Raw genomic sequence first — 26,994 nt, forward strand, 5'->3', positions numbered from 1 at the left:
TTAGGAACAGAACCCATGCCAGATAGTGCCCCGCAACAACTGCTTCACCTCGTCATTGGCGGCGAGCTGCTCGATCTCGAGCACAACACCTTCAAGAATCTGGACGACGTCGAGATCGTCGGCCTCTATCCGAACTATGCGTCCGCCCACGTCGCCTGGCGCGCCAAGGCGCAGAGCACGGTCGACAACGCCCAGATGCGCTACTTCATCGTTCATCTCCACCGGCTGCTCGACCCGAATCAAGAAACGAAGGCGCGTTGAAAAGACTGCTTCGCAATACGCTGCGGAGCAGCTGGTTTCAGCGTGCCGTCGGGGTCCTGGCGGCCGAATATCTGCGTCTGGTCTGGCGGACCAACAAGTTTACGTTCGATCCGCCCGATGTCTATGACATCGTCGAGCCGCAGATCCCGGCGATCTTCGCGTTCTGGCACGGCCAGCATTTCCTCACCCCGTTCATCAAGAACAAGGACTCCTACCGGGCCAAGGTCCTGATCTCCCGGCATCGCGACGGCGAGTTCAACGCGATCGCCGTCGAGCGGCTCGGCATCGGCCTCATCCGGGGTTCCGGAGATCACGGCGGCGCCTTCCACCGGAAAGGTGGCGTCGGCGCCTTCAGGGAAATGGTGTACACGCTGCAGGACGGTTGTAATGTCGCGCTGACCGCCGATGTCCCCAAGCGCTCGCGCGTGGCCGGGCTCGGCATCATCATGCTGGCACGGGAATCGGGGCGGCCGATCATGCCTTTCGCGATGGCGACCAGCCGCTTCATCCGGCTCAAGAACTGGGACCGCACCACCATCAACCTGCCGTTCGGGCGGGGCGCTCTGGTCGGCATCAAGGAAATCCACGTGCCGCCGGATGCCGATGCCGCCACCATGGAAGCGCTGCGGCAAGAGCTGGAAGACACGCTGAACGAAGCGACCCGCCGCGCTTACGCGCAGCTCGGCCGTCCGGGACCTGCAGATGGCTAATGCGCTGCCCAAATCGCTGCCCATGACGCTGCGGATGTATCAGCGCCTGGCCACCGGCCTGGTGCCGCTCGCGCCTGCGCTGATCAAGCGGCGGCTGAAGCAGGGCAAGGAAGATCCCGCGCGCGTCGGCGAACGGCGGGGGCTGTCCCAGGACGTGCGCCCGCACGGCCCGCTGGTCTGGATCCACGGCGCCAGCGTCGGCGAGGTGTTGGCCGCGGCCGCGCTGATCGAGCGCTTACGCGATGTCAATCTGCGCATCCTGCTCACCTCGGGCACGGTCACTTCGGCCGCCATTGTTGCAAAGCGATTTCCGCCCGACGTCATCCATCAATACGTGCCGTATGATTCCCCGCGCTACGTCGCGCGCTTCCTCGATCACTGGAAGCCGTCGCTGGCGCTGTTCATCGAATCCGACCTCTGGCCGAACCTGATTTTGGCGGGCGCGGCGCGCCGCCTGCCAATGGTGCTGATCAACGGGCGGATGTCGCCGCGCTCCTTCCCGCGCTGGCGGCGGATGCACGAAACCATCTCGGCGCTGCTGTCGCGCTTCGACATCTGCCTTGCGCAGTCGAAGACCGATGCGGAGCGTTTCTCCACGCTCGGCAGCCGCGACGTCGTCACCACAGGCAATCTCAAGTTCGACGTGCCGGCGCCGCCGGCCGATCCCGCCAAACTCGAACGGCTGATGGCGATGACGCGCGGGCGCCCGATCGTCGTCGCGGCCTCGACCCATCCGGGCGAGGACGAGATGCTGGTCGCTGCGCATCGCAGCCTCGTCGGTATCTTCCCGCAACTTCTGACCGTGATCGTGCCGCGTCATCCGGAGCGCGGCTCATCGATATCGGGCATGATCGCGGCGTCGGGCCTGAAGCCGGCCTTGCGCTCGCGCGACGAGTTGCCGACGGCTGTGACCGACGTCTACGTCGCCGACACCATGGGCGAACTCGGCCTGTTCTACCGCCTGTCGCCGATCGTCTTCATCGGCAAGTCGCTGGTCGGGCAGGGCGGCCAGAATCCGATCGAGGCGATCAAGCTCGGCGCCGCGGTCGTCCACGGGCCGAACGTCGCCAACTTCAGCGAACTTTATGCGGCACTCGACGAAAGCGGCGGGGCGCGCCAGGCCGACACGCAGGAGGCGCTGGTCAAGCAGCTCGGCCTGTTGCTGGCCGACCCGACCGTGCGCGACAAGATGCAGCGTGCGGGCGCCGGCGTGGTCGCGGAGCTCGGCGGCGCGCTCGATCGCACCATGATGGCGCTCGAGCCGTATCTGATGCAGTTGCGGATCGAGATGGGAGCCGCCAATGCGTGAGCCGGCCTTCTGGTACCGGCCGCGTTCCCCGAAGTCGCATCTTCTCAGCCCATTGGGCGCGCTCTATGGCGCCATCGCCGCGCGCCGCATGGCGCGCAAGGGTTTTGACGCTGGCATCCCCGTGCTCTGCGTCGGCAACTACCATGTCGGCGGCGCCGGCAAGACGCCGACCGTATTGGCACTGACGAAGCTGCTGCGCGAGCTTGGCGAGACCCCGGTGGTGCTCAGCCGCGGCTACGGCGGACGCTTGCACGGCCCTGTGATGGTCGATCGGATGCGTCACACCGCCGCCGATATCGGCGACGAGCCACTGATGATGGTGCGCGACGTCCCCGTCGCGGTCGCGCGCGACCGCCTCGACGGCGTTGCGCTCGCCAAATCGCAAGGCGCCACCGTGATCCTGATGGACGATGGCTTCCAGAATCCGCTTCTGTTGAAGGACGCTTCGCTGATCGTGATCGACAGCGAGCGCGGCCTGGGTAATGGCAAGGTGTTCCCGGCAGGTCCGCTGCGCGCGCCGCTGAGGGCGCAGCTTTCGCGCACCGACGCGCTGGTGCTGATCGGCGACGGCCACGCCGCGGACGGTGTCGCGGCCGAGATTTCCGCGCGCGGCAAGCCGGTGCTGCGCGCGCGCCTGAAGCCGGATGCGGCCGCGGTCGCGCAACTCTTCGGCAAGCCCGTCTTCGCCTTTGCCGGCATCGGCGATCCCGAGCGCTTCTTCCGCAGCTTGCGCGCCAGCGGCGTCGAGGTCGCACGCACGCGCTGCTTCGCCGATCACCACATGTTTTCGCAGCCCGAGCTCGCCGCGCTCGCAGCCGACGCCCAGCGCGAGCAGCTCATGCTGGTGACGACGGAAAAGGATCTCGCCCGCCTGCGCGGCACGAGCGACGTGCCGGATGGTATCGTGCCGTTCGCCGTCCAGCTCGAATTCGACGACCCGGCCACGCTGCGGCAATTGATCAGCGACCATCTCTACAAAGCGCGCGAGCGGCGCTTCTCCGGGCGATGAACGCGCTACTGGCGCTGCTCTCGTAGGGTGGGCAAAGCGAAGCGTGCCCACCATCTATCTTCACGTCCGGAGTGAATGGTGGGCACGCTGCGCTTTGCCCACCCTACAACAGTTCGTTATTCAGCCGACATTCATCGCAATGCTCCTATCGATCTCACACGATCTCGGAGAATTCGATGAAATTGCCTCTCGCGGCCCTGGCCGCCAGCCTTGTGTGTCTGATTGTTGCGCCGGTGTTTGCACAAACGACGCCGGCGCCCGCTGCTCCAGGCGCCACGGTACCGGTTCCCGCGACCAAGCGCGTAACCTGTCTCGCCACGACGCAAAATCTGAAGGGGCAGGACAAGCGCGACCAGATGCAGATCTGCGTGGCGCAGGCGCGGGTCGATTGCCTGAAGCAGGCGATCGATCAGAAGGTGGTCGGCGAAGCGCGCAAGAGCGCGATCAAGACGTGCGTGGGCGCGGATGGTCCCGAGCAGCAATAGCCATGCGGGCGAAGCCTCACGACTGCGGCTTCGGCGCGTTGGGGAAATGCCGCTGCAGCACGGCGATGGGCGTCGCGTAGGCCTCCTGCAGATCCACGCTCCAGTATTTCAGTTCGTCGAGCGGGATCCGCGTGTCGGTGATGGCGCAGCGCACGAAAGTCCCGGGCGAGATCACGCGGAAATCGCCGTCGAGATATTGCACCTGCGCTTCGCCATGGCCCGAGGGGCCGAACTTGTTCAGCACGGTCGAAAGTCTCCGTGGATGGACCCCGTTTGGAAAACCTTGCGGGGCACGATGTGTTGGACCGGATGTAGCATAGATAGGGTGGCTTGTCCGCCCGTTAAACCCACCGGTTTGTGATGTTTTGCCGCCGTTTTCGCATGATAGTTCTTGAGGCCGTGCGGCACCTCCTGCGACAGAGTCCGATGCGCCTTCGACTGACCGCCCTGTTCCTGACGCTGCTGATATCGGCCGCGCATGCGTCGCCGGCGCCTGCGCCGCAGCAGGTCGAGATTCCCCTGTCGTCCGGCGTGCTGCATGCGCAACTCTTCAAGCCCGAGGGCGAGGGGCCGTTTCCGACCGTGATCGCGCTGCACGGCTGCGGCGGCCTCGGCAGCCATTCTGATTCCGTCCAGCCGCGCTATCGCGACTGGGCCGAGCGGCTGCTTAGGGCGGGCAATGCCGTGCTGCTGCCGGACAGCTACGGCTCGCGCGAGCTCGGGCCGCAATGCCGCGTCAAGGAGATGCGCGTCAAGGCGCGGCGCGAGCGCGTTACCGACATCGCGGCATCGCGGGCCTGGCTGATGAAGCAGAACTGGGTGGTGCGCGACCGTGTCAGCCTGATCGGCTGGGCCAACGGCGCCAGCGCGCTGCTCTGGGCCGTGCGTCCGCAGAGCGTGGCGCGTGATGCGGGACCGGATTTCCGTGCCGCGATCGCGTTCTATCCGGATTGCCGGATCTCAGCTGGCTTGGGCTGGAGCACGCGGATGCCGACGCTGGTGCTGATCGGCGCCAATGACGACGTCTCGTCGCCGCCGGCCTGCCGCCAAATGGTGGACGGCGCCCACGGCCGCAGCGCGCTCGCGCGCATCGTGGTCTATCCCGGCGCCTACCACGATTTCGACCGCGCCAACACGCCGCTGCATGCGGCCGCCAGCAGCGCCGATGCCGCCGCTCCTGAGCATGGCCATCTCGGCACCGATTCCGAAGCGCGCGCGGACTCGCAGAAGGAAGTCGCGGAGTGGCTGGCGCGGTAGCTCGGATGAGCGGACTTGTCGCGCCGTAGCTCGGTAGAGCGAAGGCGGAAGCGGGGCCGCCCGAGGAACAAGGTGAGGCGGACAGCCCCGCATCGACCACCGCCCTGCACGGACCGAGATGGCCGACCGTGAATCTACGGATCGCGCATCACACCGGTTTCAGCGGATGTCGGTGCCTTAGTTCGACCATGATGTCGGCTAAACGAATCTCTCATGCGCAACCGCATCGTCATCTTCTCCGCCGCACTGATCATCTTCACCATCGCGGTCTTCCTGTTCGAAGCCCAAGCCGGCGCACCGCAGCTCGCGCCGGAACATTGCGGCTTCTGGACCACGATGGACGCCGGGTTGTCCTGCCGGTAGAGGGTTCTGGTCGTCCCGGCGAAGGCCGGGACCCATACCGCGGAATCTATCGATTGCATTCGGTCGGAGTACCGAACGACAAGTCTTCGCCAAACTTCTCCCTGGGAGTATGGGTCCCGGCCTTCGCCGGGACGACACCGAGGATAGGGCGCCGTCCAGCGCCCCTAAAACAAACTGCCCTGATCCACCGGCTTGCCGACGCGCTTCGGCGCTGGCTTTGTGTCCTGCGCCGCCGGCTTCGGCTGCGATGGCGCGCGTTTGGCCGCAGGTGCTGCCCGATCCGCATCCGCCGTCGCGCCCACGCGTCCGTCCGCGAACTCGATCTCGACGCGTGCGCCGGGCCCGACGCTATCAGCCGAATGCAGCGGATGCCCGGCTTCGTCCCGCACCAGCGCAAAGCCGCGGGCGAGCACGCCGCGATAGGACAGCGCGGAGAGCAGCTTGCCGCTGTTCTCGACGCGGGCATCGAGCCGCTGCAGCAAGGTGACAACCGCGCGGTTGGCGCGCTCAGCGAGGCGGTGCGTGCGCTCGCGCTGGCGGGCAATCGCGTTGCGCTGCGCTTGCGCGTTGGAGAGCTTTGAGGCGCGCAGGCGCACTTCAAGTCCGGCAAAGCGGTCGCGGCGTTGCCGCAGCAGCGAGCGCGCGGACAGGCCGAGCCGTTCACCGCACACGGTGAGCCGGTGCCCGGCCTGCGCGATCTGGCCGTGCAGCACCCGCAGCGTCAGCTTCGAGCTCGCCGCCGTAAACCTGCGGAAATGTGCGTGCGTGTTGGCCTTGAGCCCGCGGGGCAGGGCGCTACCTGCCGAATCCAGCCGTTGCCGCGGGATCGCGAGCAAATCGCCTGCAGCCGGCAGCGCGCGTGCGGCGGCGCGAAGCTCGCTGCGGCGGCTCTCGTGGGCTCGCTGCCAATAGGCACGCGTCCGCCGCGCGAGATCGGCGACCTCGACGAACAGATCGCTGCGCACCGGCACCGCCATTTCGGCCGCCGCCGTCGGCGTCGGTGCGCGCTTGTCGGCGACGAAATCGATCAGCGTGATGTCGGTCTCGTGGCCGACCGCCGAGATCAGCGGGATCGTGCTCTCGGCCGCCGCGCGCACCACGATCTCCTCGTTGAACGACCAGAGATCCTCCAGCGAGCCGCCGCCGCGCGCGACGATGAGCACGTCGGGCCGTGGAATCTTGCCGCCCTCCGGCAGCGCGTTGAAGCCGCGGATCGCGGCTGCAACCTGCTCGGCCGAACCTTCGCCCTGAACCTTCACCGGCCACACCAGCACGTGGCGGGGGAAGCGGTCCTCGAGCCGGTGCAGGATGTCGCGGATGACAGCTCCGGTCGGCGAGGTCACCACGCCGATCACGGCCGGCAGCCAGGGCAGCAGCTGCTTTCGCGCCTCGTCGAACAGGCCTTCGGCGGCGAGCTTCTTCTTGCGCTCCTCCATCAGCGCCATCAGCGCGCCGATGCCGGCCGGCTCCAGTGCCTCGATCACGATCTGGTACTTCGAGGAGCCCGGATAGGTCGTGAGCTTGCCGGTGGCGATGACCTCGAGCCCTTCCTGTGGCTTGAAGCGCATCCGGCCGTGCACCCCCTTCCAGATCACCGCCTCGATCTTGGCGCTCTCGTCCTTGAGCGCGAAATAGCAATGCCCGGAGGAGTGGGCGCCGCGGAACCCGGAGATCTCACCGCGGACCCGGACATGGCCATAGGTGTCCTCCACCGTCCGCTTCAGGGACTGCGAGAGCTCGGAGACGGTGAATTCGGGCGTATTAAGCAGCGGTTCCGCAGGCGGCATCGGCAAACGATTCGGCATTTTGGGGTCGGTCTCGACGTTAAGGATTTTCGCCGGCAAGCGCGAATCCGGCTCTTGATCATAAGAGTACTCTGTAATATAGAGTTCTCTATTGGTGATCCGGTCAAGGAGTTTGGACCATGGCGATGCGATTGCTGCGAGGTGCGCTGGGCTTGCTGAAATGGGGGCTCTGCGCCGTCGGCGCAGCGGCACTGATCTTCACCGCGCTGATCGCGACGCCGCTGCAGCGGCCAGCGGAGCTGCGCTCCGTCTCGGATTCCGCCAAGGGCATCGACTGGTCCACGCTGCCGCCGCTCGAGCGTTTTCAGGCCCGCGACGGCACCTGGCTCGGCTTCCGGCGTTACGCCGCGAAGGGGCCAGACACTGGTCGCGGTGCAATCTTCATCCATGGCTCCTCGGGCTCTTCCGGCACGGTCAATCACGCGCTGACAGCGGCATTCGCGGCGCATGGCGTCGAGACCTGGGCGCTCGATACGCGCGGCCATGGTGCGTCGGGCACGCGCGGCGATATAGGCTATGTCGGCCAGCTCGAGGACGATCTCGTCGATTTCGTCGCCCATGTCCGCCGAAGCGCGCCTGATCTGCCGCTGACCCTGGTCGGTCATTCCGCCGGTGCCGGCTTCTCGCTCCGCGTCGCAGCGACGCCGATCATCCAGGACCTGTTCGTTCGCACCGTGCTGGTCGCGCCCTATCTCGGCTATGACGCGCCGACCAACAAGCCGCACGCCGGCGGCTGGGCCAATGCCGACCTGCCGCGCCTCTTCGCTCTCGCCGCGCTGCGCAAGCTCGGCATCGATTGTTGCGCGCAGCTTCCGGTGCTCGCCTTCGCCGTGCCGCCGAATTCGGAACGGATTCTGACCCCCACCTATTCCGACCGCCTGATGCGCAATTTCGCCACCCGCGGTTATCGCATCGATCTCCCCAACGTGACCCATCCGCTGACGATCTTCGGCGGCGCCGAAGATGAGATGATGATCTCGAAAAACTACGAGGAAGCTGTCCATGCGGTGAAGCCGTCCGTCGACGTCAAGGTGATCGAGGGCGTCAACCACAACGGCATCGTCACCAGTCCGAAGGCGGTCAATGCGATCGCCGAGGATGTGGCGACGCGGGGAGCTGGCCAGTCATGATGCGACCCGCTTTTGGCGAGCCGTGGAGCAACCTATGAAAAACCTGTTCGAAGCCGGAAAATTGCTGCTTCTCGACATGGCGGCGACGTTGTTCTTTCTCGCCCTTTACCTGCTGACCCACAACGTGACCCTGTCGGTCGTGCTCGGCATGGTGCTGGGCACGGCCCAGATCGGCTGGCAAGTCGTGCGCCGCAAGCCGATCGACACCATGCAATGGATGAGCCTGTTTCTGGTGCTCGGCGCCGGCACGGTCACACTGATCACCAACGATCCACGATTCATGATGATCAAGCCGAGCGTGATCTACATCATCGTCGGCGTGGTGATGTTGAAGCGGGGCTGGATGAATCGCTATCTGCCGCCGATTGCGATCGAGCTGGTGCCGGATATCGCCGTCATTGTCGGCTACGCCTGGTCGGGCCTGATGTTCTTCTCTGCCGCGCTGAACGTGATCGTGGCCCTCAATTTCGATGTCGGGACCTGGTCGGCGGCCATGTCGATCTACGGCATCGTCAGCAAAGCCTTGATGTTCCTGATCGGCTACACGGTCATGCGCAGCGTCGGCGTCGCGCGCAAACGGCGTCTTGCCGTCGACCGCCCGCGCGCTGTTGCGACGATGCCGAATTGATCGGGGATCACATGGGGACGTCAGCGACCCCGCGGCAGTCTCGGCGACTGCGGATGAGATGATGAAAGCAGGGAGCGGATCATGATCAGCATCGATTCCAGCGACGCCGCGTCGGCGCTGAAAGAGATCGACGACATCGTCCAGCGCGTGCGGCAGTCCCGGCTCTACGAAATGGCGAGCCTCGTAGCGATCTGGTGGGGCGTGCTGGTGTTCGCCGGCAATATCGTGACCTGGCTCTGGCCGACTTCCGGCGGCTACATCTGGATCAGCGTCCACGCCGCCGGCGTGATCGGCTTGTTCGCGATCCGTGCCTACATGCGCTCACGCACCGGCGTGCAGAGCTTCGATCCTCGAATCTTCGTCGTGTTGGTCCTGTTCTTCGCGTTCGGCCTGTTCTGCGTCAGCATCCTCGGACACTTCAACGCGCGCGAGCAGGGCACGTTCTGGCCGATCTACTTCATGTTGTTCTATACCGCCGCCGGGCTCTGGTTCGGTTACGCATTCGTGGCGATCGGCCTCGGCATCACCGCGCTGACGCTGATCGGCTTCTTCTACATCGGCGCGGCATTCCCGCTCTGGATGGCCTTCGTCAACGGCGGCGGCCTGATCGTCGGCGGCCTCTGGATGCGGCGGATCTGATGGCCGAGCTCGACGACATCATCCATCAGCCGCTGCGGCTGAAGATCATGGCGGCGCTCAACGCACTGCCGCAGGCGGCCGGCCTCGAATTCGCCCGGCTCAAGAAGCTCACCGGCGCCACCGACGGCAATCTCGGCGCGCATATCGAGACCCTGGCCAAGGCCGGCTATGTCTCGGTCGACAAGGCCTTCGTCGGCAAGAAGCCGCAGACGACCGTGACCGCCACCGCCACCGGCCGCGGCGCCTTCGCGCGCCACGTCGCGACGTTGCAGGAGATCATTGCGGGGAAGCAGGTATAGCCTCTGCCGTCGAGCCCGCGCGCCCATCTCTTCTCCGTCATTCCGGGGCGTCGCGACGCGACGAGCCCGGAATCTATTTTGCACCAACGCTGCCGCCCAATGGACTCCGGGCTCGCGCTGCGCGCCCCGGAATGACAGCGACAACGCTGACAGGCATAGACAGTGTCAACCGATGCTTCGTTTTGGGAATTTTGTGCACTGTTACCGTAATTCGGTAGTTAATAAGTTTGTCGATCATGGAGTCGAGCGGACGCTGGAAAGGCTTTTGCTCATAGAAGAATGTGTCCGCCGCCTGAGCCATACTGGCTGATGCCCAAAGCGTTGACGAGGGAAACATGCCTGCCCATTTCATTTTGAATACCCGCGCCTGACTCCACCACCGAGATCATGATCTGATCACCGCTCTCTAGTCTAAATCGGGCAAAACACTGCGAGGCGTATCCTTCTTGAAGGCGATCTCACCCATGTCTGCCTCCGGCATACGGAAATACAATGCTCATCTGCTTCTGAACATCCCAAGCTGCGTTTGCCGCCGCTGGACATCGCTTGACCGCGAGGCTGGTGGCCCGCCAAATCATCATCCTTATGAGGGTTGCGGCGTGGCTGCTCGCGCGGAGGCGGTCATAATAGCCAAGGCCACGTTTTGCACAGCAAAGACCTCTGTGGTGACATTGTTGTTCTGACGGATCGCATCAAGGATAAATGCTTGCGCGTATCTTTCAAGTTCTGCCGAGAGGACGACGCGACGACCTTTATGCACGAGGTCACCACGAAGGCTCTTTAAGGCCGTCAACTTTTCCAATGCCAGCTTTTGTAGCTCCTTATCTTTCCGATACAGGGGGCTTAGATAGTTTTGTAAGTTCTTCCCCATCAATATTTCCAGTGCGGTGATATACGAGACGATTTTGGACGCGTTGTCGTTTGACGAAAATGCTGAACCGGCAAACCAGAGTGCGGCATGGGTCCGATCATCTCGCGCATCGAGGCCGTCTTGATTGGCACTCGCAAATTGTAGCGGTGCCCAGTCCGTAGAGGACTGAGTAACCACCCCTAGCGTCCCGCTCAAAAACTTTTTTCGAGTAATGCAGAAGTAGGAGGACAACAAACAGCCGCCATGCAAAATTTGGCCGGACAATAACGAAACAAGCCCGAGTGAATCAAACGACCCAGTCAGCGCTGAGTCCTTGCGATCATGGTCAGATTGGCGAGATGCCAATATCATCAACGTCTGATCCCAGAAGGAATATTTGAGAGGACTGACGTGGACTGCTCCAGCTTCTGCGCTGTGCGAAAAAGATAGTATAGCGACTGGAATGGAGAACTCTATTTTTTTGTCGATTTTCACGAACTTGATCATTCGTTCGAAGGGTAGTTCGACGGAATTAGGCAGATGCGTTTTCAGAAAGTCCTGAGTGAAGTCAGGGCTGCCGCGCCATGAGTATACTCTAACGTGAAAGACTCCATTGTTATCTTCAGCGTTTTCTAATTTTGGGAAAACGGTGAGGGCATCCGCTAGCTCGATTTCGAGGGCTGACGGCTCTTCCGCCAGCCACACCCAAAGCCGGTCTCCGGCTTTCAGTTGCTGCATTTGACTGCCGTCATTGACTGCGTTCATAGGACATCCTGAGAATCAAAGATCAGCGACGATGACACAACACAGGCGACCAATGCGCAGATTGCTACCGCCCACCCGCTATTCACAGGGAGCAGCAAACAAAAATCACGGTAGCAAGGCCGCTACCGTGATCGCCGTGTAAGCCTTGGCTTCCGGATCACCCGCAGGGACTTCTAAGGGACTTGAAACCGTAACCGGCTGATATCTATAGGGCTCTACACTCCAGCAAGGGGAGAAGGGACAGCGGCTTCGCCGCGCCCCGGAATGACGGGAGTTTGGGCCACCCCCCTTGAGCCCCACCCCGATTCGTGCGACCTCCGCCCCAGCAAACCCCTCATTCTGAGCCTTCGATGCACATTCTCCTGCTTGGTTCCGGCGGCCGCGAACATGCCCTGGCGTGGAAAATCGCGGCCTCTCCCCTGGTGACCAAACTCTGGTGTGCGCCCGGCAATGCCGGCATCGCGCGCGAGGCGGAATGCGTGGCGCTCGACGTTGCCGACCATGCCGCCGTGATAGCCTTCTGCAAAAACAATGCGGTCGAGCTGGTCGTGGTCGGCCCGGAGACGCCGCTGGCCGCTGGCATCGTCGATGACCTCACCGCCGCCGGCATCAAGGCGTTCGGGCCGAACAAGATCCCCGCCCAGCTCGAAAGCTCCAAGGGCTTTACCAAGGCGCTCTGCACCGAGTTCGGCATTCCGACTGGCGCCTACAAGCGCTTCACCAAGCCTGAGGACGCGCGCGACTACGTCAACAGCCAGGGCGCGCCGATCGTCGTGAAGGCAGACGGCCTCGCCGCTGGCAAGGGCGTCGTCGTCGCCAAGACCGTGCGCGAGGCCGAGGACGCCATCGCCATGATGTTCGAGGGTGCGTTTGGCGAAGCCGGCGCCGAGGTGGTGATCGAGGAATTTCTGCCGGGCCGCGAGATCAGCTTCTTCGCGCTCTGCGATGGCGAGACCGCCATTCCGCTGGCCTCCGCCCAGGACCACAAGCGCGTGTTCGACCATGACGTCGGGCCGAACACCGGCGGCATGGGCGCCTATTCGCCGACGCCTTTGGTGACGCCTGCGATCCACGACGCGATCATGGCCAAGATCATTCTGCCGACGGTCGCCGGCATGAAGCAGCGCGGCACGCCGTTCCGCGGCATCCTCTACGCCGGGATCATGCTGACGACGCAGGGCCCAAAGCTGTTCGAGTTCAACGTCCGTTTCGGCGATCCCGAGTGCCAGGTGCTGATGCTGCGCATGATGTCGGACATCGTGCCGGCGTTCCTGGCCTCATGTGATGGTCAGCTCAAGAATTTCGATCTGCGCTGGTATCCGGAATCCGCGCTCACGGTGGTGATGGCGGCGAAGGGCTATCCCGGCGACTATCAGAAGGGCACGCGGATCGAGGGGCTCGATGACGCGGCCAAGATCGACACCGTCGAGATCTTCCACGCCGGCACGGTTGCGAAGGACGGCGCCGTCCTCGCCAATGGGGGCCGCGTGCTCAATGTCTGCGCGCTGGGGGCGACCGTGACCGAAGCGCAGGCCCGCGCCTATCAGGCCGTCGACCGCATCAACTGGCCGGAGGGCTTCTGCCGCCGCGACATCGGCTGGCAGGCGGTGGAAACCGAGAAGCCCAGGGGCTAGCTCGCGCGCGCCATCGGGCCGCCACATCGACTTTTCAAAAATGCGCAACTGGTTGTTGGGCTTAGCGTCCTCCGCCGAAATCACCGTGCTACTGTGCATGGGGTTGTTTTCGACATTTTGAGGGATGGAACTGATGTCCGATCTCGCCGATCTCTATCCCGGCTTCGCCTCCGAATGGGTCAACACCTCGTTCGGGCGCATCTTCGCCCGCGTCGGCGGCAAGGGGCCGCCGCTGTTGCTGCTGCACGGCTTCTCCGAGACGCATGTGATGTGGCACCGCGTGGCGCCGCAGCTGGCCGACCAGTTCACGCTGATCATCGCCGACCTGCCGGGCTATGGCTGGTCCGACATGCCCGAGAGCGATGCGCTGCACATGCCCTACAGCAAGCGCGCGATGGCCAAGGCCATGGTGGAGGTGATGGAGCAACTCGGCCACGTCCACTTCGCGCTCGCAGGCCACGATCGCGGTGGCCGCGTGTCGTATCGGCTGGCGCTCGATCATCCCGGCCGGCTGTCGAAGCTTGCCGTGCTCGATATCCTGCCGACCTATAATTACTGGGAGCGCATGAACCGCGCCTATGCGCTGAAGATCTATCACTGGACTTTTCTCGCCCAGCCCGCGCCGCTGCCGGAAACGCTGATCTCGGGCCAAGGCGAATTCTTCCTGCGCTTCAAGATGGCGAGCCAGACCAAGTCGAAGACGCTGGACGCGATCGACAAGCGCGCGCTCGAGCACTACATCGCGCCGTTCGGCGACCCCGCCCGCGTGCATGCGATGTGCGAGGATTATCGCGCCGGCGCCTATATCGATTACGACCTCGACAAGGCCGATTTCGAGGCCGGCAAGAAGATCACCGTTCCCATGCTGGCATTGTGGGGCGGCGTCGGCATCGCCCAGGCCGCCGCGACCCCGCTCGATATCTGGAAGCAATGGGCGACCAATGTCGAAGGCCAGCCGGTGGACTCCGGCCACTTCCTCACCGAGGAGGACCCCGACGTCACCGCGAAGGCGCTGCGGGAGTTTTTCGCGAGGAGTTAACGCCGCTCGCGAAAGAACTCCTTGAGCAGCCGCGCCGCCTCGCTCTCGCCGACCCCGGAATAGACATCCGGCGCGTGATGGCAGGTTGGCGACGCAAAGAACCGCACGCCGGACTCGACCGCGCCGCCCTTGGGGTCGGCCGCGCCGTAATAGAGCCGGCGGACCCTTGCAAAGGAGATCGCGCCCGCACACATAGTGCAGGGCTCCAGCGTCACGTAGAGGTCGCAGTCGACCAGGCGCTCGCTGCCGATTTTCCTGGCCGCCTCGCGCAGCGCAATGATCTCGGCATGGCCCGTGGGGTCATAATTGGTCAGCGTCCGGTTGGCGGCCGTGGCGATCACCTCGTAGTTGCGGACCACCACGCATCCGATCGGAACTTCGCCCGCCTTTCCGGCATTTTCGGCCGTTTTGAGCGCCAATTCCATGAAAGAGGGGGCTTTCAAGCCTCGTATCATCCGAAGAAACCTGCTAGTAGCTGCGCCTTCAGCAGAAGTGCTTACCGATATTGCCTGAGCATGCGGCTCCGAATGAGCGCGCACAATGCTTTTTGGCCACCCCCTGAGTGAGATTATTCATGCCTCGCGACAGCGACAAAGACAACGATTCCCGCGGCCGGCGAGGCCCGGCCAAAGGCGGCCGTAGCGGCAAGCCGCGCGGTCCCGACAAGAAATTCGCCAAGCGCGGCCCTGAAGGAAAGGGCGACCGCGACAGCCGCCCGCCGCCCCGTGGCGACCGTGATAGCCGTCCGCCCCGCGGCGACCGCGAGGCTCGTCCATTCCGCCGGCGTGAGGAGGGCGATGCCCCGCGCCGGGATTTCAGCGAGCGGCCGCGCTTCAAGCGCGACGATCGCGCTGGCGAGGGCCGCGGCGAGCGCAGCTTCAAGCCGCGCGGTGACCGGCCGTTTTCCGATCGCTCGTCGCGTGATGCCGAGAAGCGGCCGTTCAAGCCGCGCGGTGATCGGCCGTCCTATGGGCGCGACGATCGTCCACCGCGGAGCCGCGATCGCGACGATTCCCGTCCCGCTGGTCGCTCCGGCGAGAAGAAGTTCGGCGACAAGCGGCCTTACGCGCCGCGCGGCGACCGCCCGGAGCGCAAGTTCGACAGCGAGCGGAAATTTTCGCGCGGCGCGCCGGACCGTAGCGACCGACCGCGCGATCGCGGCGAGCGGAGCGATTCAAAGCCGTGGCAGAAACGGGACTCGGCTCCGCGCGGTGACCGTCCGCCGCGCAAGGATTTCAGCAAAGGCCCGCGCAAGGATTTTGGCGGCCGCGACCGTAGCGAAGACAAGCCCTGGCAGAAGCGTGAAGGTGGCAGCGGCGAGGACCGTCCGCGGTTCTCGCGTTCGCGGGACGATCGCGCCTCCGGCGATCGTCCGTTCCGCGAGCGGCCCAAATTTGATCGGCCGAAGTTCGATCGTTCGCGCGATGATCGTCCCAAGTTCGATCGGCCCCATCGTGATGGTGACCGACCCCGCGGCGGCGACCGCCCCAAATTCGATCGTCCGCGCGAGCGCTCCGAGGGCCGCTCCGACTGGCACGAGCATCCGCGCAGCGAAGGCCGCTTCGGCGATCGTCCGCGCCGCGAAAACGAGGATGAGAGCAGGATCTTCGAGAAGCGTCCGGCCTTCGGCGGCCGTGGCGCCTATCGTGCGCGCGAGCGGGATTTTGAGGGACGGCCGCGCCGGGAAGAGGCGCCGAAGCCAAAGAAGGCCGGCGAGCGCATCGCCAAGGCGCTGGCGCGTGCGGGGCTCGCTTCGCGCCGCGATGCCGAGGAGATGGTCACGCAGGGGCGCGTCACCGTCAACGGCCGCATCATCAATTCGCCCGCGCTCGACATCACGCCCAACGATGTCGTCATGGTCGACGGCAAGCCGTTGCCCGAACGCGAGCGCACGCGACTGTTCCTCTACCACAAGCCGCGCGGGCTGATGACGACGCATGACGATCCCGAGGGTCGTCCGACCGTATTCGACAATCTGCCCGAAGGCCTGCCGCGGCTGATCAGCGTCGGCCGGCTCGACTTCAACACCGAAGGCCTGCTGCTGCTCACCAATGACGGTGGCCTCGCGCGCACGCTGGAGCTGCCGGACACCGGCTGGCTGCGCCGCTATCGCGTCCGCGCCCATGGCGATGTCACTCAGGCGCAGCTCGACCAGCTCAAGGAAGGCATCGAGGTCGAGGGCGTGAAATACGGTCCGATCGAAGCGACGCTGGAGCGGGACCAGGGTGCCAATGTCTGGCTGGTGTTCGCGATCCGCGAAGGCAAGAACCGCGAGGTGCGTAACGTCTGCGCCCATCTCGGGCTCGAGGTGAACCGGCTGATCCGCGTCTCCTACGGTCCGTTCCAGCTCGGCGAAGTGCCCGAGGGCCAGGTCGAGGAGATCCGCGCGCGCGTGCTGCGCGAGCAGCTCGGCGACAAGGTGATCGAGAAGTCTGGGGCGCAGTTCGACGTGCCGAAGAAATCGCCGTCAGGCGAGGGCGAGGCATCGGGCGAGAAGAAGACGTCCAAGCGCGCCGTGATCGCTGACCGCAAGGGCCGCCGCGTGCTGGTGCAGCGCACCGGCAGCGACGAAGCCCGCGAGCGCAACGAGGACGAGGCCAACGGTTACGGGCCGCCGCGCCGCCCGAAGCGCGGCTATCACGGCAAGCGCGATTTGACGCCAAAGGACGACTAGCATGCGCGTGGTCGGCGGTCGCTTGAAGGGGCGCAATCTCGCCTCACCGTCTTCGCGCGACATCCGTCCCACGGCGGATCGCCTGCGCGAGTCCGTGTTCAACATCCTCGCCCACGCCTACGATGACCCGATCGAGGACGCGCGCGTGCTCGATCTCTTCGCCGGCACCGGCGCGCTCGGCATCGAGGCGTCCTCGCGCGGCGCGAAATTCACGTTGTTCGTGGATAACGGTGCGGAGGCGCGCGCGTTGCTCCGGAATAATGTCGAGTCGCTCGGCCTCGGCGGCGTCACAAAAGTCTATCGCCGCGATGCGACCGATCTCGGCCCCTCGCATCCCGTCGAACCGTTCTCGCTGGTGTTCCTCGATCCGCCCTATGGCAAGGGTTTTGCGGAGAAGGCGCTCGTGAGCTTGCGCGATGGCGGCTGGCTGACGCCGGGCGCGCTGCTGGTGGTGGAAGAGGCGAAGGCCGCGCAGTTCGCGGCGCCGGAAGGGTTTGAGGAGCTGGAGCGGAGGACGTATGACGACACTGAGTTCGTGTTTTTGAGGAAGCCGTAGCCGACGAGCGAAGCTCTCGTAGGGTGGGCAAAGCGAAGCGTGCCCACCGCTTCTCTCACGATAATGGACAGATGGTGGGCACGGCGCGTTGCGCCTTTGCCCACCCTACGGCACCTTCACCTCCGCCCGAACAGCTTCTCGACGTCTGACAGCTTCAGCTCGACATAGGTCGGTCGGCCGTGATTGCACTGGCCGGAGTTCGGCGTCTCCTCCATCTCGCGGAGCAGGGCGTTCATCTCCTCCGGCCGCAGCCTTCGCCCTGCGCGCACCGAGCCGTGGCAGGCCATGGTGGCGGCGACGTGCATCAGGCGGCGCTCCAGCGGCAGCGCCTCGTCCCATTCGGCCATGTGCTCGGAGAGATCTCGTAGCAGCCCGCCCGCATTGGTCTTGCCGAGCAGCGACGGTGTTTCGCGCACCGCGACCGCGCCGGGGCCGAAGGACTCGATCGCAAGGCCAAGTGAACCGAGTTCCTCGCTGCGCTCCAGCAGCCGCTCCACCGTGGCCTCGTCCATCTCGACGATCTCGGGGATCAGCAGGATCTGCCGCTGCACGCCGTTTTCGGCGAGCGAGGCCTTGAGTCGTTCATAGACGATGCGCTCATGCGCGGCGTGCTGGTCGACGATGATGAGACCGTCGCGGGTCTGCGACACGATATAAGTCTCGTGCAGTTGCGTGCGCGCCGCGCCGAGCGGACGGTCGACGAGGTCGGTCACGGGCTGTGGGTCGAAGCGCACGTCCGCGCTCGGCGCACTGACATCGAACCCAGCTTGCGCGCGTTCGGCGAAGGCCGGCGCGGCGGAGCCTTCAAATGACGGCATTGGCACGACCGGAGCGGATGGCGAGGCTCGCCAGTCCCAGCTTGCCGGACGCGGCGGTGTGAAAGCGGGCCGGAACGAAGACAATGCGCTTTCGCCGCCGTTGGCGGCCGTGCGCCGTCCTTCGCGCGCAAGACCTTCCTTCAGCCCATGCACGATCAGCGCACGCACGAGGCCGGCGTTGCGGAAGCGCACCTCGGTCTTGGCTGGATGCACGTTGGCGTCGACCTCGCGCGGATCGAGCGTGACGAACAGCGCCAGCACCGGATGCCGGTCGCGCGGCAGATAGTCGGCGTAAGCGCCGCGCACCGCCCCTAAGATCAGCTTGTCGCGGACGGGACGGCCGTTGACGAAGAGATATTGCCCGAGCGCGTTGGCCTTGGTCAGCGCAGGTGCTGCGGCATAGCCGGCGACGACGACGCCCTCGCGCTCGGCATGGACCTCGAAGGCATGGCTGCGGAACTCCGCGCCCAGGATGTCGCCGAGCCGCGTCAGCCGCCCGGCGGCGCCCGGCAGCGCAGCAGCCCAGGTCACCGGCGCGCGCTCCTCGCCCGCCAACGTGAAGGCGACATCGGGCCGCGCCATGGCGAGGCGCCTTACGATTTCGCGGATCGCCTCCGCCTCGGTGCGGTCGGTCTTCAAAAATTTCAGCCGCGCCGGCGTCGCATAGAAGAGATCGTTGACTTCGACGCGGGTGCCGTGCGCGAGCGCGGCCGGCATGATCTCGGACTTCTCGCCGCCCTCGACATTCAGCGCCCAGGCATGCGGTTCGCTGACATGCCGCGTGGTGATCGAGAGCCGCGCGACCGAGCCGATCGAGGGCAGCGCCTCGCCGCGGAACCCGAGGGTGCGGATCTGGAGCAGATCCTCGTCGTCGAGCTTGGACGTCGCGTGGCGCTCGACCGCGAGCGCGAGATCCTTCGCCGTCATCCCGCTGCCGTCATCGGTGATGCCGATCCGCCGCCGCCCTCCGCCATCGGTGAAGACGTCGATCCGGCTCGCGCCGGCATCGATCGCGTTTTCCACGAGTTCCTTGACCACGCTCGCCGGACGCTCGACCACCTCGCCGGCGGCGATGCGGTTGACGACCTGCTCTGGCAATTGGCGGACGGGCATGGGGCTTTCGATCTGGATTCGCTGACGGCGCTATTCTAGGCCGTGTTGCGTCAAAAGCATGTGTTGGGCAACTGCTACGTGGCGGCCTGGGGAAGAGGGATGCCTATCACATTGAAGATATTGGACGTTCGAGAAAATCGCGCAACCGGCCCAGGCCGATCTCCAGCTACCGTCATGATTGTGGGGTGCCGGGCCGCGGTGTAGCATCGTGAAAAAACGGCAACAGGACGGGAGGACGCCATGTGCCATCTCTTCGCGCACCAGCCCCAACGCGACTATGAATCGCAGACCCGCTCGCTGCGGATCGGCGGTCACTGCACTTCGATCCGGCTGGAAATGGCGTTCTGGGACACGCTGGAGGAGATCGCAGCCAAGGAGAGCATGAGCGTCGGAAAGTTCCTGACCACGCTCTATAACGAAGTGCTCGACCATCATGGCGAGGTCAATAATTTCGCGTCGCTATTGCGCTGCTCCTGCCTGATCTATCGCTCCAAGAGCCTAGCGTTGGCGCAGGATTTCAAGGCAACGGTTGCGCCCATTCTCGACGCGGCCGAATAGCCGCGTACGCTTCCGGGCACTCTCGCAAAAGCAAAAGCGGCTCCGTCAGGCAAGACGGAGCCGCTTTGTCGTATCGGACCTCAGATCTCTTTCTTCTGCATCGCCCCCGCAATGTAATCGGCCTGCCGGATCGCGAGCGCGACGATGGTCAACGTCGGATTGCAGGCTGCGCCGCTGGTGAACTGGCTGCCGTCGGAGACGAACAGGTTCTTGACGTCGTGGCTCTGGCCGAACTTGTTGACGACGCCGTCGCGCGGCTTCTCGCTCATTCGGTTGGAGCCGAGATTGTGCGTGCTCGGATAGGGCGGCGTCGGATAGGTCACCGTGGCGCCGACCGCGTCATAGACCGCCGCGCCCTGCTTGTAGGCATGGGCCCGCATCGCGAGGTCGTTGGGATGATCGTCGTAATGCACGCTCGCCACCGGCATCCCGAACTTGTCCTTCACGGTTGCATCAAGCGTGATGCGGTTGGTCTCCTGCGGCATGTCCTCGCCGACCAGCCACATGCCGGCCATTCGCGGATAGCCGTCGATCGCAGCGGTGAACGGCCGGCCCCATGAACCGGGATTGAGGAACGCCGCCATGAAGGGCAGTCCGAGCGACAACGTCTCCATCTCATAGCCGCCGACGAAGCCGCGCTTCGGATTGTTGGCGGCTTCGTCGCGGATGATGCCAGCCATCGTGGTGCCGCGATACATGTGCACCGACTTCTCGAACACGGCATAGACGCTGCCGGTCATGTGCCGCATGTAGTTGCGGCCGACCTGTCCCGATGAATTGGCGAGCCCATCGGGGAACATGCTCGACGCGCTGTTGAGCAGCAGCCGCGGACTCTCGATCGAATTGCCTGCGACCGCGACGATCCGCGCCTTCTGGCGCTGCATCGCGCCGGTCTCGTCGGCATAGACCACGCCGGTGACCTTGCCGCTGGCATCGTGCTCGATCTTGACCACCATGCTGCCGGGGCGGACCTCGAGATTGCCGGTCGCCTCGCCTTTGGGGATCTCGGTGTAGAGCGTCGACCATTTCGCGCCGGATTTGCAGCCCTGGAAGCAGAAACCGATCTGCTGGCAGGATCCGCGTCCATCGCGCGGCTGGCTGTTGATCGCCATGTTGCCGGTGTGCACAGTCTTGTAGCCGAGCTTCTTTGCGCCGGCTTCGAGCACCCTGAAATTGTTGTTGCCGGGAAGTCCGGGGATGCCGTTGGTGCGGGTCACGCCCATCTTGTTCTCAGCCTTGGCGTACCACGGCTCCATCTCGGCGAGCGTGACCGGCCAGTCAAGCAAATTCGCGCCGGGAATACTGCCGTAGGTGCTCTTCACCTTGTACTCGTGCTCGTCGAAGCGCAGCGAGGCGCCGGCCCAATGAATCGTGGAGCCACCGACCGCCTTGACGATCCAGGCGGGAAGACCCGAGAAATCCTTGGCGACGCGCCACGTTCCTGATGTGGTGCGGGCATCGCTCCAGGCGAGCTGGGAGAAGCTGTCCCATTCGTCGTTGATGAAGTCCTGGTTCTCGATGCGCGGCCCGGCCTCAAGGATGACCACCTTGACGCCTTTCTGCGCCAGCTCGTTGCCCAGCGTACCGCCGCCCGCACCGGAGCCGACGATCACCACAACGCTGTTATCGTTCAGATCGAATTTTGCCATTTGCGTTCTCCTCAACCCGTTGGGGTGCGACTTAGGCTTTCGGCAGCCAGTCGATGTCGGCGAAGCCGCGGTTGATGTAGCCGCCGTGCTCGGCGGAGGAGCCCTCGTAGCCGAAACGCGGCCAGACCTCTTTCTGGTTGTAGAGGGAGACGACGAGGTCGCCGCGCACCTTCTGGAAGAAGTCGCTCTGTTCGATTTCTTTCAGCAGCACCACGCGATCGGCTTCCCAGGGCACCTCGGCATAGGGTGCCTTGTGGCGATCCCTCGCGTTCTGATCGAGCCTGGCAATGCCGTCGCTGATCAGCGACTTGACTGAGGCGTCCTTCGCCGCCTTGTCGTCCCATGGCTTGATCGCGGTGATGTAATAGCTGTCGCCGAGAACGTCGTGCGGATAGATGTCGCGCGCGACCTTCAGCAGCGTCTTCATCGTCGCGGGCGAAAGTGTGCCGGCCTCATCGGCCCAGGCGTCCTCGATACTGACACTGAGGTTGGTCGCGACAGCCACGACCGGCACGGCGGTCGCCGCGCCCTTGAGAAAGACACGACGGCTGTGCTTGCTTCGACGATCGACTTCTCTCATGGCATTCCTCCGTAGAGTTTGATTTTATGTTTTGATCAACCGAAACGTCCGCCCCGCTGGATCACCTCGATCTTGTAGCCATCGGGATCGCTGACGAAGAAGAAGCGCGCCAGGGTCTTGCCGTCATGCTTGAAGTCGCGCAGCGGCCCCGGTGCGAGCTTTTCGCGTTCGAAGCGGGCATGCTCGGCATCGAGATCATCGACCACCACGGCGAGATGGCCGTAGCCGGCGCCGAGTTGGTACGGTTCCTTGCGATCGAAATTCACCGTCAGCTCGACCTCGAAAGGTGAGGAGGGGTGACGCAGATAGATCAGTGTAAAGTCTGCGAACTTCAGATGGTCGGCGACTTCGAGGCCGAAGGCACGCCTGTAGAAGTCGAGGGATCGCGTTTCATCGAAGACGCGGATCATGGAATGGACGGGCTTGGCCATTCAGTTCAGCTCCTTGAGATAGGCAATGATGGCCGCGCGCGTCTCAGGCTTGCCTTGGCGATAGGCCATGACCACGCCGGGGATGACGGCTTGCGGATTGGTCAGCCAGGCGTCCAGCCGGGCTTCGTCCCAGGTGAAGTCCGCTTTGGCGAGGCCGTCTGAATAGTGAAAGCCTTCGACCTTGCCGGCGGGCCGGCCCACGACTGTGACCAGCGGCGGGCCCTGTCGCACTGGCTCGGACAGGTTCGTCGTGTGGCACACCGCACATTGCTGCTTGAACAGCGTCGCTCCATCCGCCGGCTTTGCTGCCGGCAAGGGCATTTGCGCGTTGGCGATCCGCATCATCAGCACCATCGCGGTGCACAACCCCAGTACGATTGCGCGTATTGCCAAGAGCCTGCCCATCCACGTCAAATTCAGCGTGCGCAGATTCTAGGCGGCGTCAAAGATGCGGTGGTAGTAGCGGGCTATTTCGCAGGAAGAGAAGGTACTCGGTGTGCGCAGTGTTCCGCGCTGCCTTATATGCGGAGCACAATTCCGCGAAACCGCCGTCAAATCCCTAAACGATCACCACACGATCCGGATTGCATGACGATCGCGCCGCTTGATTTCCTTACGCGATGTAATGGCCCGGTGCAGACGAGCGGCGTAGCGAGCCGCCGAGCCATTCGTCACGAGAAAATCCAGGAGAAATGGATGAAGTTGGTGAAGACCTCGATGATCGCATGCGCTCTGTCGGCTCTCGTTGCCGCGCCCGTACTTGCGCAAGGCGCGCCACCCGCCAGGACGGGCGGCACCGTGCAAAGCAAACCCATGCAAGGCAGCACGATGGGCAGCGGCGACGAGGACATGAGCGCTCAGCCCGGCGCAGCGGGTGAGAAGACCGGTATGAAATCGACCAAGGGCACCAGGGGCACGGTCGGCACGACGGGCAGCGCTGTGCATAAGGGGGCCGCCGACGATGCCGCGACGGGCGGCGCAGCCACGGGCAAGCGTTACTAGGACGGTAGAGCTCCGGTCGCCCTGCGACCGGAGCTCCTTTGGCTGCGTCCGTCTTGCTAATCGTCGAAGCGGCCGCCGCGCCCGGCCTTCACGTCACTCCGGCGCTTCTTGCCGTCGAGCCGGCGCTTCTTGGACGCGTAGGTCGGCCGCGTTGCACGGCGCGGCGTCGGCCGGATCATCGCCTCAGTCAGGATCTCGACGAGCCGGTCGATGGCGTCCTGCCGGTTACGTTCCTGGCTGCGGAAGCGCTGGGCCTGGATCACGATCACGCCGTCTTTGGTCATACGCTGGCCGGCGATGCGGGCGAGCCGGATCTCCGCATCCTCCGGGATGGTCAGCTTGCGCGTGTCGAAGCGCAGCTGGGCCGAGGTCGAGACCTTGTTGACGTTCTGCCCGCCCGGGCCGGAGGCGCGGACAAAATCGATCTCGATGTCGTCCTCGTCAATGACGAGATCGCGGGATATCCGCAGCATGATGGCACCATTCGTGATGCCCGGACATACCGCGGACGCCCATTTTCGGCAATGGAGCTCATGCGAAACGCAAATGGCCGGGCTAACCCGGCCATTTCAGGACACGTAGGCGACGTCAGTTCGACTTGGTCGCCGGTGCCGCCGCCGGCTGCGCCGCGGCCTGCGGGGCACGGCCGACGATCACGGTCAGGAGCCCTTGGCCCCACAGCCGCTTGGCGGCGGCCTTGGCGTCGTCCAGCGTCACCGCATCGACGATGCCGTTGCGCTTCTCGATATAGTCGATCGGCAGCTTGTCCTGCTGATATTGCAGCAGTGCCTGCGCAAGCTTGGAGGAGGTGTCGAGCGCCAGCATCTGCGAGCCCTTGAGGTACGACTTGGCCTCGTCGAGCTCCTTCTGCGTCGGGCCCTCGTCGGCGATGCGGCGCACTTCCTTCTCGATGGCATCCATGGTGTCGCCGGCACGGTCGGCGCGGGTGCCGGTGTTGCCGATGAAGATCGCCGAATGCTCCATCCAGAGCAGCGATTCGAACACGGAATAAGCGAGGCCGCGCTTCTCGCGGACTTCACGATAGAGCCGGGAAGACAGGCCACCGCCACCGAGGATATGGTTAACGACATAGGCCGCCATGAAGTTCGGATCGCTGCGCTTCACGCCAGGGCCGCCGAAGGTGATCACGGTCTGCGGCACGTCGAGCGGCACGAAACCGCGCTGCGGCGGCGTGGCGGCCTCGACGTCGGGGACAGGCACGAGATTGGCCTTGGCGGGCAAGCTACCAAACGTGTGATCGAGCAGCTTGCCGAGCGTGGCCGGATCGACGTCGCCGACCACGGCGATCTTCAGCGTGTCCTTGGCCAGGACGCGGCCGACATAGTCCTTCATGTCGGCGACCGTGATGGTCGGCACGCTCTCCAGCGTGCCGGTGGTTTGCCGACCATAGGGGTGATCGCCGAACGTCATCTCCAGGAATCTTCGGCTTGCGAGCGAAGTCGGATTGGTGGTGTCGCGGCGCAGGCCCGAGATGACCTGCGAGCGGATGCGCTCGACATCGGCCGTTTCGAAATGCGGCGAGGTGAGCGACGACCGCAACAGGTCGAAGGCCTCGTCCTTGTTGTCGCGCAGCATGCGCAGGCTGCCGCGGAAAGTATCGCGGGTGGCGCTGAAGGAAAGCTCGATGGCGCGGCGGTCAAGCCGCTCATGGAACGTCTTGGAATCGAGATCGCCGGAGCCCTCATCGAGGAGGTCGCCGACAAGATTGGCGACGCCGGGCTTGTCCTTGGGATCCTGTGCCGAGCCGCCGGCAAAGGAATATTCCATGGCAATCAGCGGCACGGTCGCGTCCTGGACGAACCAGGCCTCGATACCGCCGGGCGAGACCAGATGCTGGATCTTTGCAGCGGCCTGCGACGGCGAGATCGTGGTGAAAGCGAGTGCCGCGCCGGTGACGAAGGACAACGCGAAGTGTCTTGTGCGTAAGAAGTGTCTTGCGCGAAGGAAGGGATGGGTCACGAACGCTTCTCCTCGCGCTTGGCGGTAGCGGTGTCCTTGATCAGATAGCCGGTCACCGAGCGCTTCTTCTCGAGCCATTTCTGTGCAGCCTGACGGACCTGCTCGGCGGTGACGGCGCGGATGCGGTCTGGCCAGCTTCGGATGTCCTCGATCGACAGGCCCGTGGTCAGTGCGCTGCCATACCAGCGCGCCAGCACCGCCTGATTGTCCTGGGCGTAGATCGCCTCCGCGATGAGCTGGGTCTTGACCCGCTCGAGATCCTCGGCGCGGATCGGGTTTGCAACGATGTCGGCGATGACGCCGTCGATGACCTGCTCGACGTCTGCGAAGCTGACGCCAGACTTCGGCGAGGCCGAGATCGCAAACTGGGTCGGGTCGAGCGAGATGCTGGAATAGCTGGCGCTGGCGGAGACCGCGAGCGGCTTGTCGACGACGAGTGCGCGGTAGAGATAGGAGTTGCTGCCGCTGCCCATCAACTGCGCGAGCACGTCGAGCGCGGCGCTCTCGCCGGCCGCGGCCGTCGTCGCCGAGGGCACCAGGTAATAGCGGCGCAGGCTCGGCTGTTCGACGCGTGGGTCGGACAGCGTGACGGTGCGCGGTGCGGCCGGCTCGGGCTCCTGCGGGCGGATACGCCGCGCCGGGATCGCGGGCTGGGCCGGGATCGCGCCGAAATTGCGTTCGGCGAGCGCGTGGATTTCAGTGGCCTCGACGTCTCCGGCGATCACCAGGATCGCGTTGTTCGGCGCGTAGAAGCGGTGATAGAAGGCGAGCGCATCCTCGCGATTGAGTTTTTCGATCTCCTGGTGCCAGCCGATCACCGGCCGGCCATAGGGATGGTTGAGATAGAGCGCGGCCATGATCTGCTCGTTGAGCCGAGCGTCGGGGCTGTTGGCGACGCGCATGTTGTATTCTTCGAGCACAACGTCGCGCTCGGGCAGCACATTCTCGTCTTTGAGCACGAGGCCGGTCATCCGGTCGGCCTCGAACGCCATCATGGACGGCAACTGTTCGCGCGGTACGCGCTGGTAAAAGTCAGTGTAGTCGACCGAAGTCGAGGCGTTCTCATTGCCGCCGACGCGGAGCACGGTCTGGGAGAACTCGCCGACCGGGTGCTTCTCGGTGCCCTTGAACATCAGATGCTCGAGGAAATGAGCGAGCCCGGACTTGCCGGGCGTCTCGTCCGCCGAGCCGACCTTGTACCAGACCATTTCTGTGACCACCGGCGTGCGGTGGTCCGGGATCACCACGACCTGGAGGCCGTTGCTGAGCGTGAAGCTGGCGGGCGGCGCGGATGTGACCGTCGTCTGGGCGAGTGCGTTGCCGACGGAGAAAGCAGATGTCGAGAGCAGCGCGGCGAAGAGACAGGCAACCGATCGGTGTGAGGACATCACGATCCTTGTGAAAGCCCGGACCCTGATGTCCGGGCGTGAAAGCACGGTATGCTACACCG

29 protein-coding genes are annotated in these 26,994 nt (G+C 64.5%); 17 read left to right on the plus strand and 12 right to left on the minus strand.

Features of this window, described 5'->3' with window-relative positions:
- Positions 1–15 precede the first annotated feature (15 nt).
- From YUA_RS0130945 to YUA_RS0130965, 5 genes are all read left to right on the plus strand, one after another.
- On the plus strand, positions 16–261 hold the full coding sequence (locus YUA_RS0130945) for a DUF4170 domain-containing protein (protein ID WP_011090249.1): 246 nt from the start codon (positions 16–18) through the stop codon (positions 259–261).
- Positions 258–971, plus strand: coding sequence for a lysophospholipid acyltransferase family protein (locus tag YUA_RS0130950; RefSeq protein WP_027534177.1), 714 nt, complete (start codon positions 258–260; stop codon positions 969–971). Before YUA_RS0130945 ends, YUA_RS0130950 begins: the two co-directional genes overlap by 4 nt.
- Positions 964–2,280: a 3-deoxy-D-manno-octulosonic acid transferase gene (locus YUA_RS0130955; RefSeq protein ID WP_027534178.1), complete on the plus strand. Its 1,317-nt coding sequence runs from the start codon at positions 964–966 to the stop codon at positions 2,278–2,280. Before YUA_RS0130950 ends, YUA_RS0130955 begins: the two co-directional genes overlap by 8 nt.
- Positions 2,273–3,289, plus strand: coding sequence for a tetraacyldisaccharide 4'-kinase (lpxK, locus tag YUA_RS0130960; RefSeq protein WP_027534179.1), 1,017 nt, complete (start codon positions 2,273–2,275; stop codon positions 3,287–3,289). The genes YUA_RS0130955 and lpxK overlap by 8 nt, the downstream gene beginning before the upstream one ends.
- A 176-nt stretch (positions 3,290–3,465) precedes the next feature.
- Positions 3,466–3,774, plus strand: a complete 309-nt coding sequence (locus tag YUA_RS0130965; RefSeq protein WP_027534180.1) for a hypothetical protein — start codon at positions 3,466–3,468, stop codon at positions 3,772–3,774.
- A gap of 16 nt (positions 3,775–3,790) precedes the next feature.
- Here the strand turns inward: YUA_RS0130965 and YUA_RS0130970 are convergent, their stop codons facing one another.
- Positions 3,791–4,018, minus strand: a complete 228-nt coding sequence (locus YUA_RS0130970) for a DUF2093 domain-containing protein (RefSeq protein ID WP_027534181.1) — start codon at positions 4,016–4,018, stop codon at positions 3,791–3,793.
- 182 nt (positions 4,019–4,200) lie between these two features.
- Here YUA_RS0130970 and YUA_RS0130975 point away from each other — a divergent pair, with 182 nt between their 5' ends.
- On the plus strand, positions 4,201–5,031 hold the full coding sequence (locus YUA_RS0130975; protein ID WP_027534182.1) for a dienelactone hydrolase family protein: 831 nt from the start codon (positions 4,201–4,203) through the stop codon (positions 5,029–5,031).
- Positions 5,032–5,244: 213 nt separating this feature from the next.
- Entirely contained in the window at positions 5,245–5,394 is a 150-nt protein-coding gene (locus YUA_RS50395; RefSeq protein WP_156947360.1) for a hypothetical protein, read from the plus strand.
- 164 nt (positions 5,395–5,558) lie between these two features.
- Here the strand turns inward: YUA_RS50395 and xseA are convergent, their stop codons facing one another.
- Positions 5,559–7,199, minus strand: coding sequence for an exodeoxyribonuclease VII large subunit (xseA, locus tag YUA_RS0130985; protein WP_084292988.1), 1,641 nt, complete (start codon positions 7,197–7,199; stop codon positions 5,559–5,561).
- A gap of 119 nt (positions 7,200–7,318) precedes the next feature.
- Here xseA and YUA_RS0130990 point away from each other — a divergent pair, with 119 nt between their 5' ends.
- The 4 genes from YUA_RS0130990 (at position 7,319) to YUA_RS0131005 (ending at position 9,895) form a co-directional block, all read left to right on the plus strand.
- A complete protein-coding gene (locus YUA_RS0130990; protein WP_027534184.1) occupies positions 7,319–8,329 on the plus strand; it encodes an alpha/beta hydrolase in 1,011 nt (336 codons plus the stop codon).
- A 34-nt stretch (positions 8,330–8,363) separates the two neighbouring features.
- On the plus strand, positions 8,364–8,957 hold the full coding sequence (locus YUA_RS0130995) for an inner membrane-spanning protein YciB (RefSeq protein ID WP_027534185.1): 594 nt from the start codon (positions 8,364–8,366) through the stop codon (positions 8,955–8,957).
- Between the two features lie 81 nt (positions 8,958–9,038).
- Positions 9,039–9,596, plus strand: a complete 558-nt coding sequence (locus YUA_RS0131000; protein WP_027534186.1) for a hypothetical protein — start codon at positions 9,039–9,041, stop codon at positions 9,594–9,596.
- Entirely contained in the window at positions 9,596–9,895 is a 300-nt protein-coding gene (locus YUA_RS0131005) for a transcriptional regulator (protein ID WP_027534187.1), read from the plus strand. The genes YUA_RS0131000 and YUA_RS0131005 overlap by 1 nt, the downstream gene beginning before the upstream one ends.
- A gap of 583 nt (positions 9,896–10,478) precedes the next feature.
- On the opposite strand, the gene YUA_RS0131010 is transcribed toward YUA_RS0131005, so the two are convergent.
- The gene (locus YUA_RS0131010) at positions 10,479–11,510 is read right to left on the minus strand and encodes a hypothetical protein (protein ID WP_027534188.1); all 1,032 of its coding nucleotides are present in this window, start codon (positions 11,508–11,510) and stop codon (positions 10,479–10,481) included.
- Between the two features lie 350 nt (positions 11,511–11,860).
- Here YUA_RS0131010 and purD point away from each other — a divergent pair, with 350 nt between their 5' ends.
- Together purD and YUA_RS0131020 are read left to right on the plus strand one after the other, a co-directional pair.
- A complete protein-coding gene (gene purD, locus YUA_RS0131015; RefSeq protein ID WP_027534189.1) occupies positions 11,861–13,144 on the plus strand; it encodes a phosphoribosylamine--glycine ligase in 1,284 nt (427 codons plus the stop codon).
- Positions 13,145–13,277: 133 nt separating this feature from the next.
- Positions 13,278–14,183 (plus strand): alpha/beta fold hydrolase, encoded by a 906-nt coding sequence (locus YUA_RS0131020; protein WP_027534190.1) that lies wholly within the window; start codon positions 13,278–13,280, stop codon positions 14,181–14,183.
- On the opposite strand, the gene YUA_RS0131025 is transcribed toward YUA_RS0131020, so the two are convergent.
- On the minus strand, positions 14,180–14,638 hold the full coding sequence (locus YUA_RS0131025; protein WP_035972290.1) for a nucleoside deaminase: 459 nt from the start codon (positions 14,636–14,638) through the stop codon (positions 14,180–14,182). The two genes, YUA_RS0131020 and YUA_RS0131025, sit on opposite strands and share 4 nt — an antisense overlap.
- Positions 14,639–14,757: 119 nt before the next feature.
- Here YUA_RS0131025 and YUA_RS0131030 point away from each other — a divergent pair, with 119 nt between their 5' ends.
- On the plus strand, positions 14,758–16,857 hold the full coding sequence (locus tag YUA_RS0131030) for a pseudouridine synthase (RefSeq protein WP_027534192.1): 2,100 nt from the start codon (positions 14,758–14,760) through the stop codon (positions 16,855–16,857).
- A gap of 1 nt (position 16,858) precedes the next feature.
- Positions 16,859–17,413, plus strand: a complete 555-nt coding sequence (gene rsmD / locus YUA_RS0131035) for a 16S rRNA (guanine(966)-N(2))-methyltransferase RsmD (RefSeq protein WP_027534193.1) — start codon at positions 16,859–16,861, stop codon at positions 17,411–17,413.
- A gap of 116 nt (positions 17,414–17,529) precedes the next feature.
- Here the strand turns inward: rsmD and mutL are convergent, their stop codons facing one another.
- The gene (gene mutL, locus YUA_RS0131040; RefSeq protein ID WP_027534194.1) at positions 17,530–19,344 is read right to left on the minus strand and encodes a DNA mismatch repair endonuclease MutL; all 1,815 of its coding nucleotides are present in this window, start codon (positions 19,342–19,344) and stop codon (positions 17,530–17,532) included.
- Positions 19,345–19,584: 240 nt separating this feature from the next.
- On the opposite strand from mutL, the gene YUA_RS0131045 reads away from it, so the two are divergent.
- Positions 19,585–19,902: a ribbon-helix-helix domain-containing protein gene (locus tag YUA_RS0131045; RefSeq protein ID WP_027534195.1), complete on the plus strand. Its 318-nt coding sequence runs from the start codon at positions 19,585–19,587 to the stop codon at positions 19,900–19,902.
- Between the two features lie 80 nt (positions 19,903–19,982).
- On the opposite strand, the gene YUA_RS0131050 is transcribed toward YUA_RS0131045, so the two are convergent.
- Genes YUA_RS0131050 through YUA_RS0131065 form a run of 4 tightly spaced genes read right to left on the minus strand, consistent with a single transcriptional unit; the run spans position 19,983 to position 22,883 of the window.
- Entirely contained in the window at positions 19,983–21,551 is a 1,569-nt protein-coding gene (locus YUA_RS0131050) for a GMC family oxidoreductase (RefSeq protein ID WP_027534196.1), read from the minus strand.
- Positions 21,552–21,582: 31 nt separating this feature from the next.
- Complete coding sequence (locus YUA_RS0131055; protein ID WP_027534197.1) at positions 21,583–22,131, minus strand: hypothetical protein; 549 nt, start codon at positions 22,129–22,131, stop codon at positions 21,583–21,585.
- Between the two features lie 35 nt (positions 22,132–22,166).
- Entirely contained in the window at positions 22,167–22,562 is a 396-nt protein-coding gene (locus tag YUA_RS0131060) for a VOC family protein (protein ID WP_027534198.1), read from the minus strand.
- The gene (locus YUA_RS0131065) at positions 22,563–22,883 is read right to left on the minus strand and encodes a cytochrome c family protein (protein WP_035972303.1); all 321 of its coding nucleotides are present in this window, start codon (positions 22,881–22,883) and stop codon (positions 22,563–22,565) included.
- A 267-nt stretch (positions 22,884–23,150) separates the two neighbouring features.
- On the opposite strand from YUA_RS0131065, the gene YUA_RS0131070 reads away from it, so the two are divergent.
- Complete coding sequence (locus YUA_RS0131070) at positions 23,151–23,564, plus strand: hypothetical protein (protein ID WP_245285308.1); 414 nt, start codon at positions 23,151–23,153, stop codon at positions 23,562–23,564.
- A gap of 56 nt (positions 23,565–23,620) precedes the next feature.
- Here the strand turns inward: YUA_RS0131070 and arfB are convergent, their stop codons facing one another.
- From arfB to YUA_RS0131085, 3 genes are all read right to left on the minus strand, one after another.
- On the minus strand, positions 23,621–24,037 hold the full coding sequence (gene arfB / locus YUA_RS0131075; RefSeq protein ID WP_027534201.1) for an alternative ribosome rescue aminoacyl-tRNA hydrolase ArfB: 417 nt from the start codon (positions 24,035–24,037) through the stop codon (positions 23,621–23,623).
- A gap of 115 nt (positions 24,038–24,152) precedes the next feature.
- Positions 24,153–25,544, minus strand: a complete 1,392-nt coding sequence (locus YUA_RS0131080) for a M16 family metallopeptidase (protein ID WP_371259923.1) — start codon at positions 25,542–25,544, stop codon at positions 24,153–24,155.
- Positions 25,541–26,932 carry a pitrilysin family protein gene (locus YUA_RS0131085; RefSeq protein ID WP_027534203.1) on the minus strand — a complete coding sequence of 464 codons (1,392 nt, stop codon included), beginning with the start codon at positions 26,930–26,932 and terminating at the stop codon, positions 25,541–25,543. The genes YUA_RS0131080 and YUA_RS0131085 overlap by 4 nt, the downstream gene beginning before the upstream one ends.
- Positions 26,933–26,994: the final 62 nt, after the last annotated feature.

Source organism: Bradyrhizobium sp. WSM3983 (assembly GCF_000473045.1).
In the GTDB taxonomy this organism is placed as follows: Bacteria; Pseudomonadota; Alphaproteobacteria; order Rhizobiales; family Xanthobacteraceae; genus Bradyrhizobium.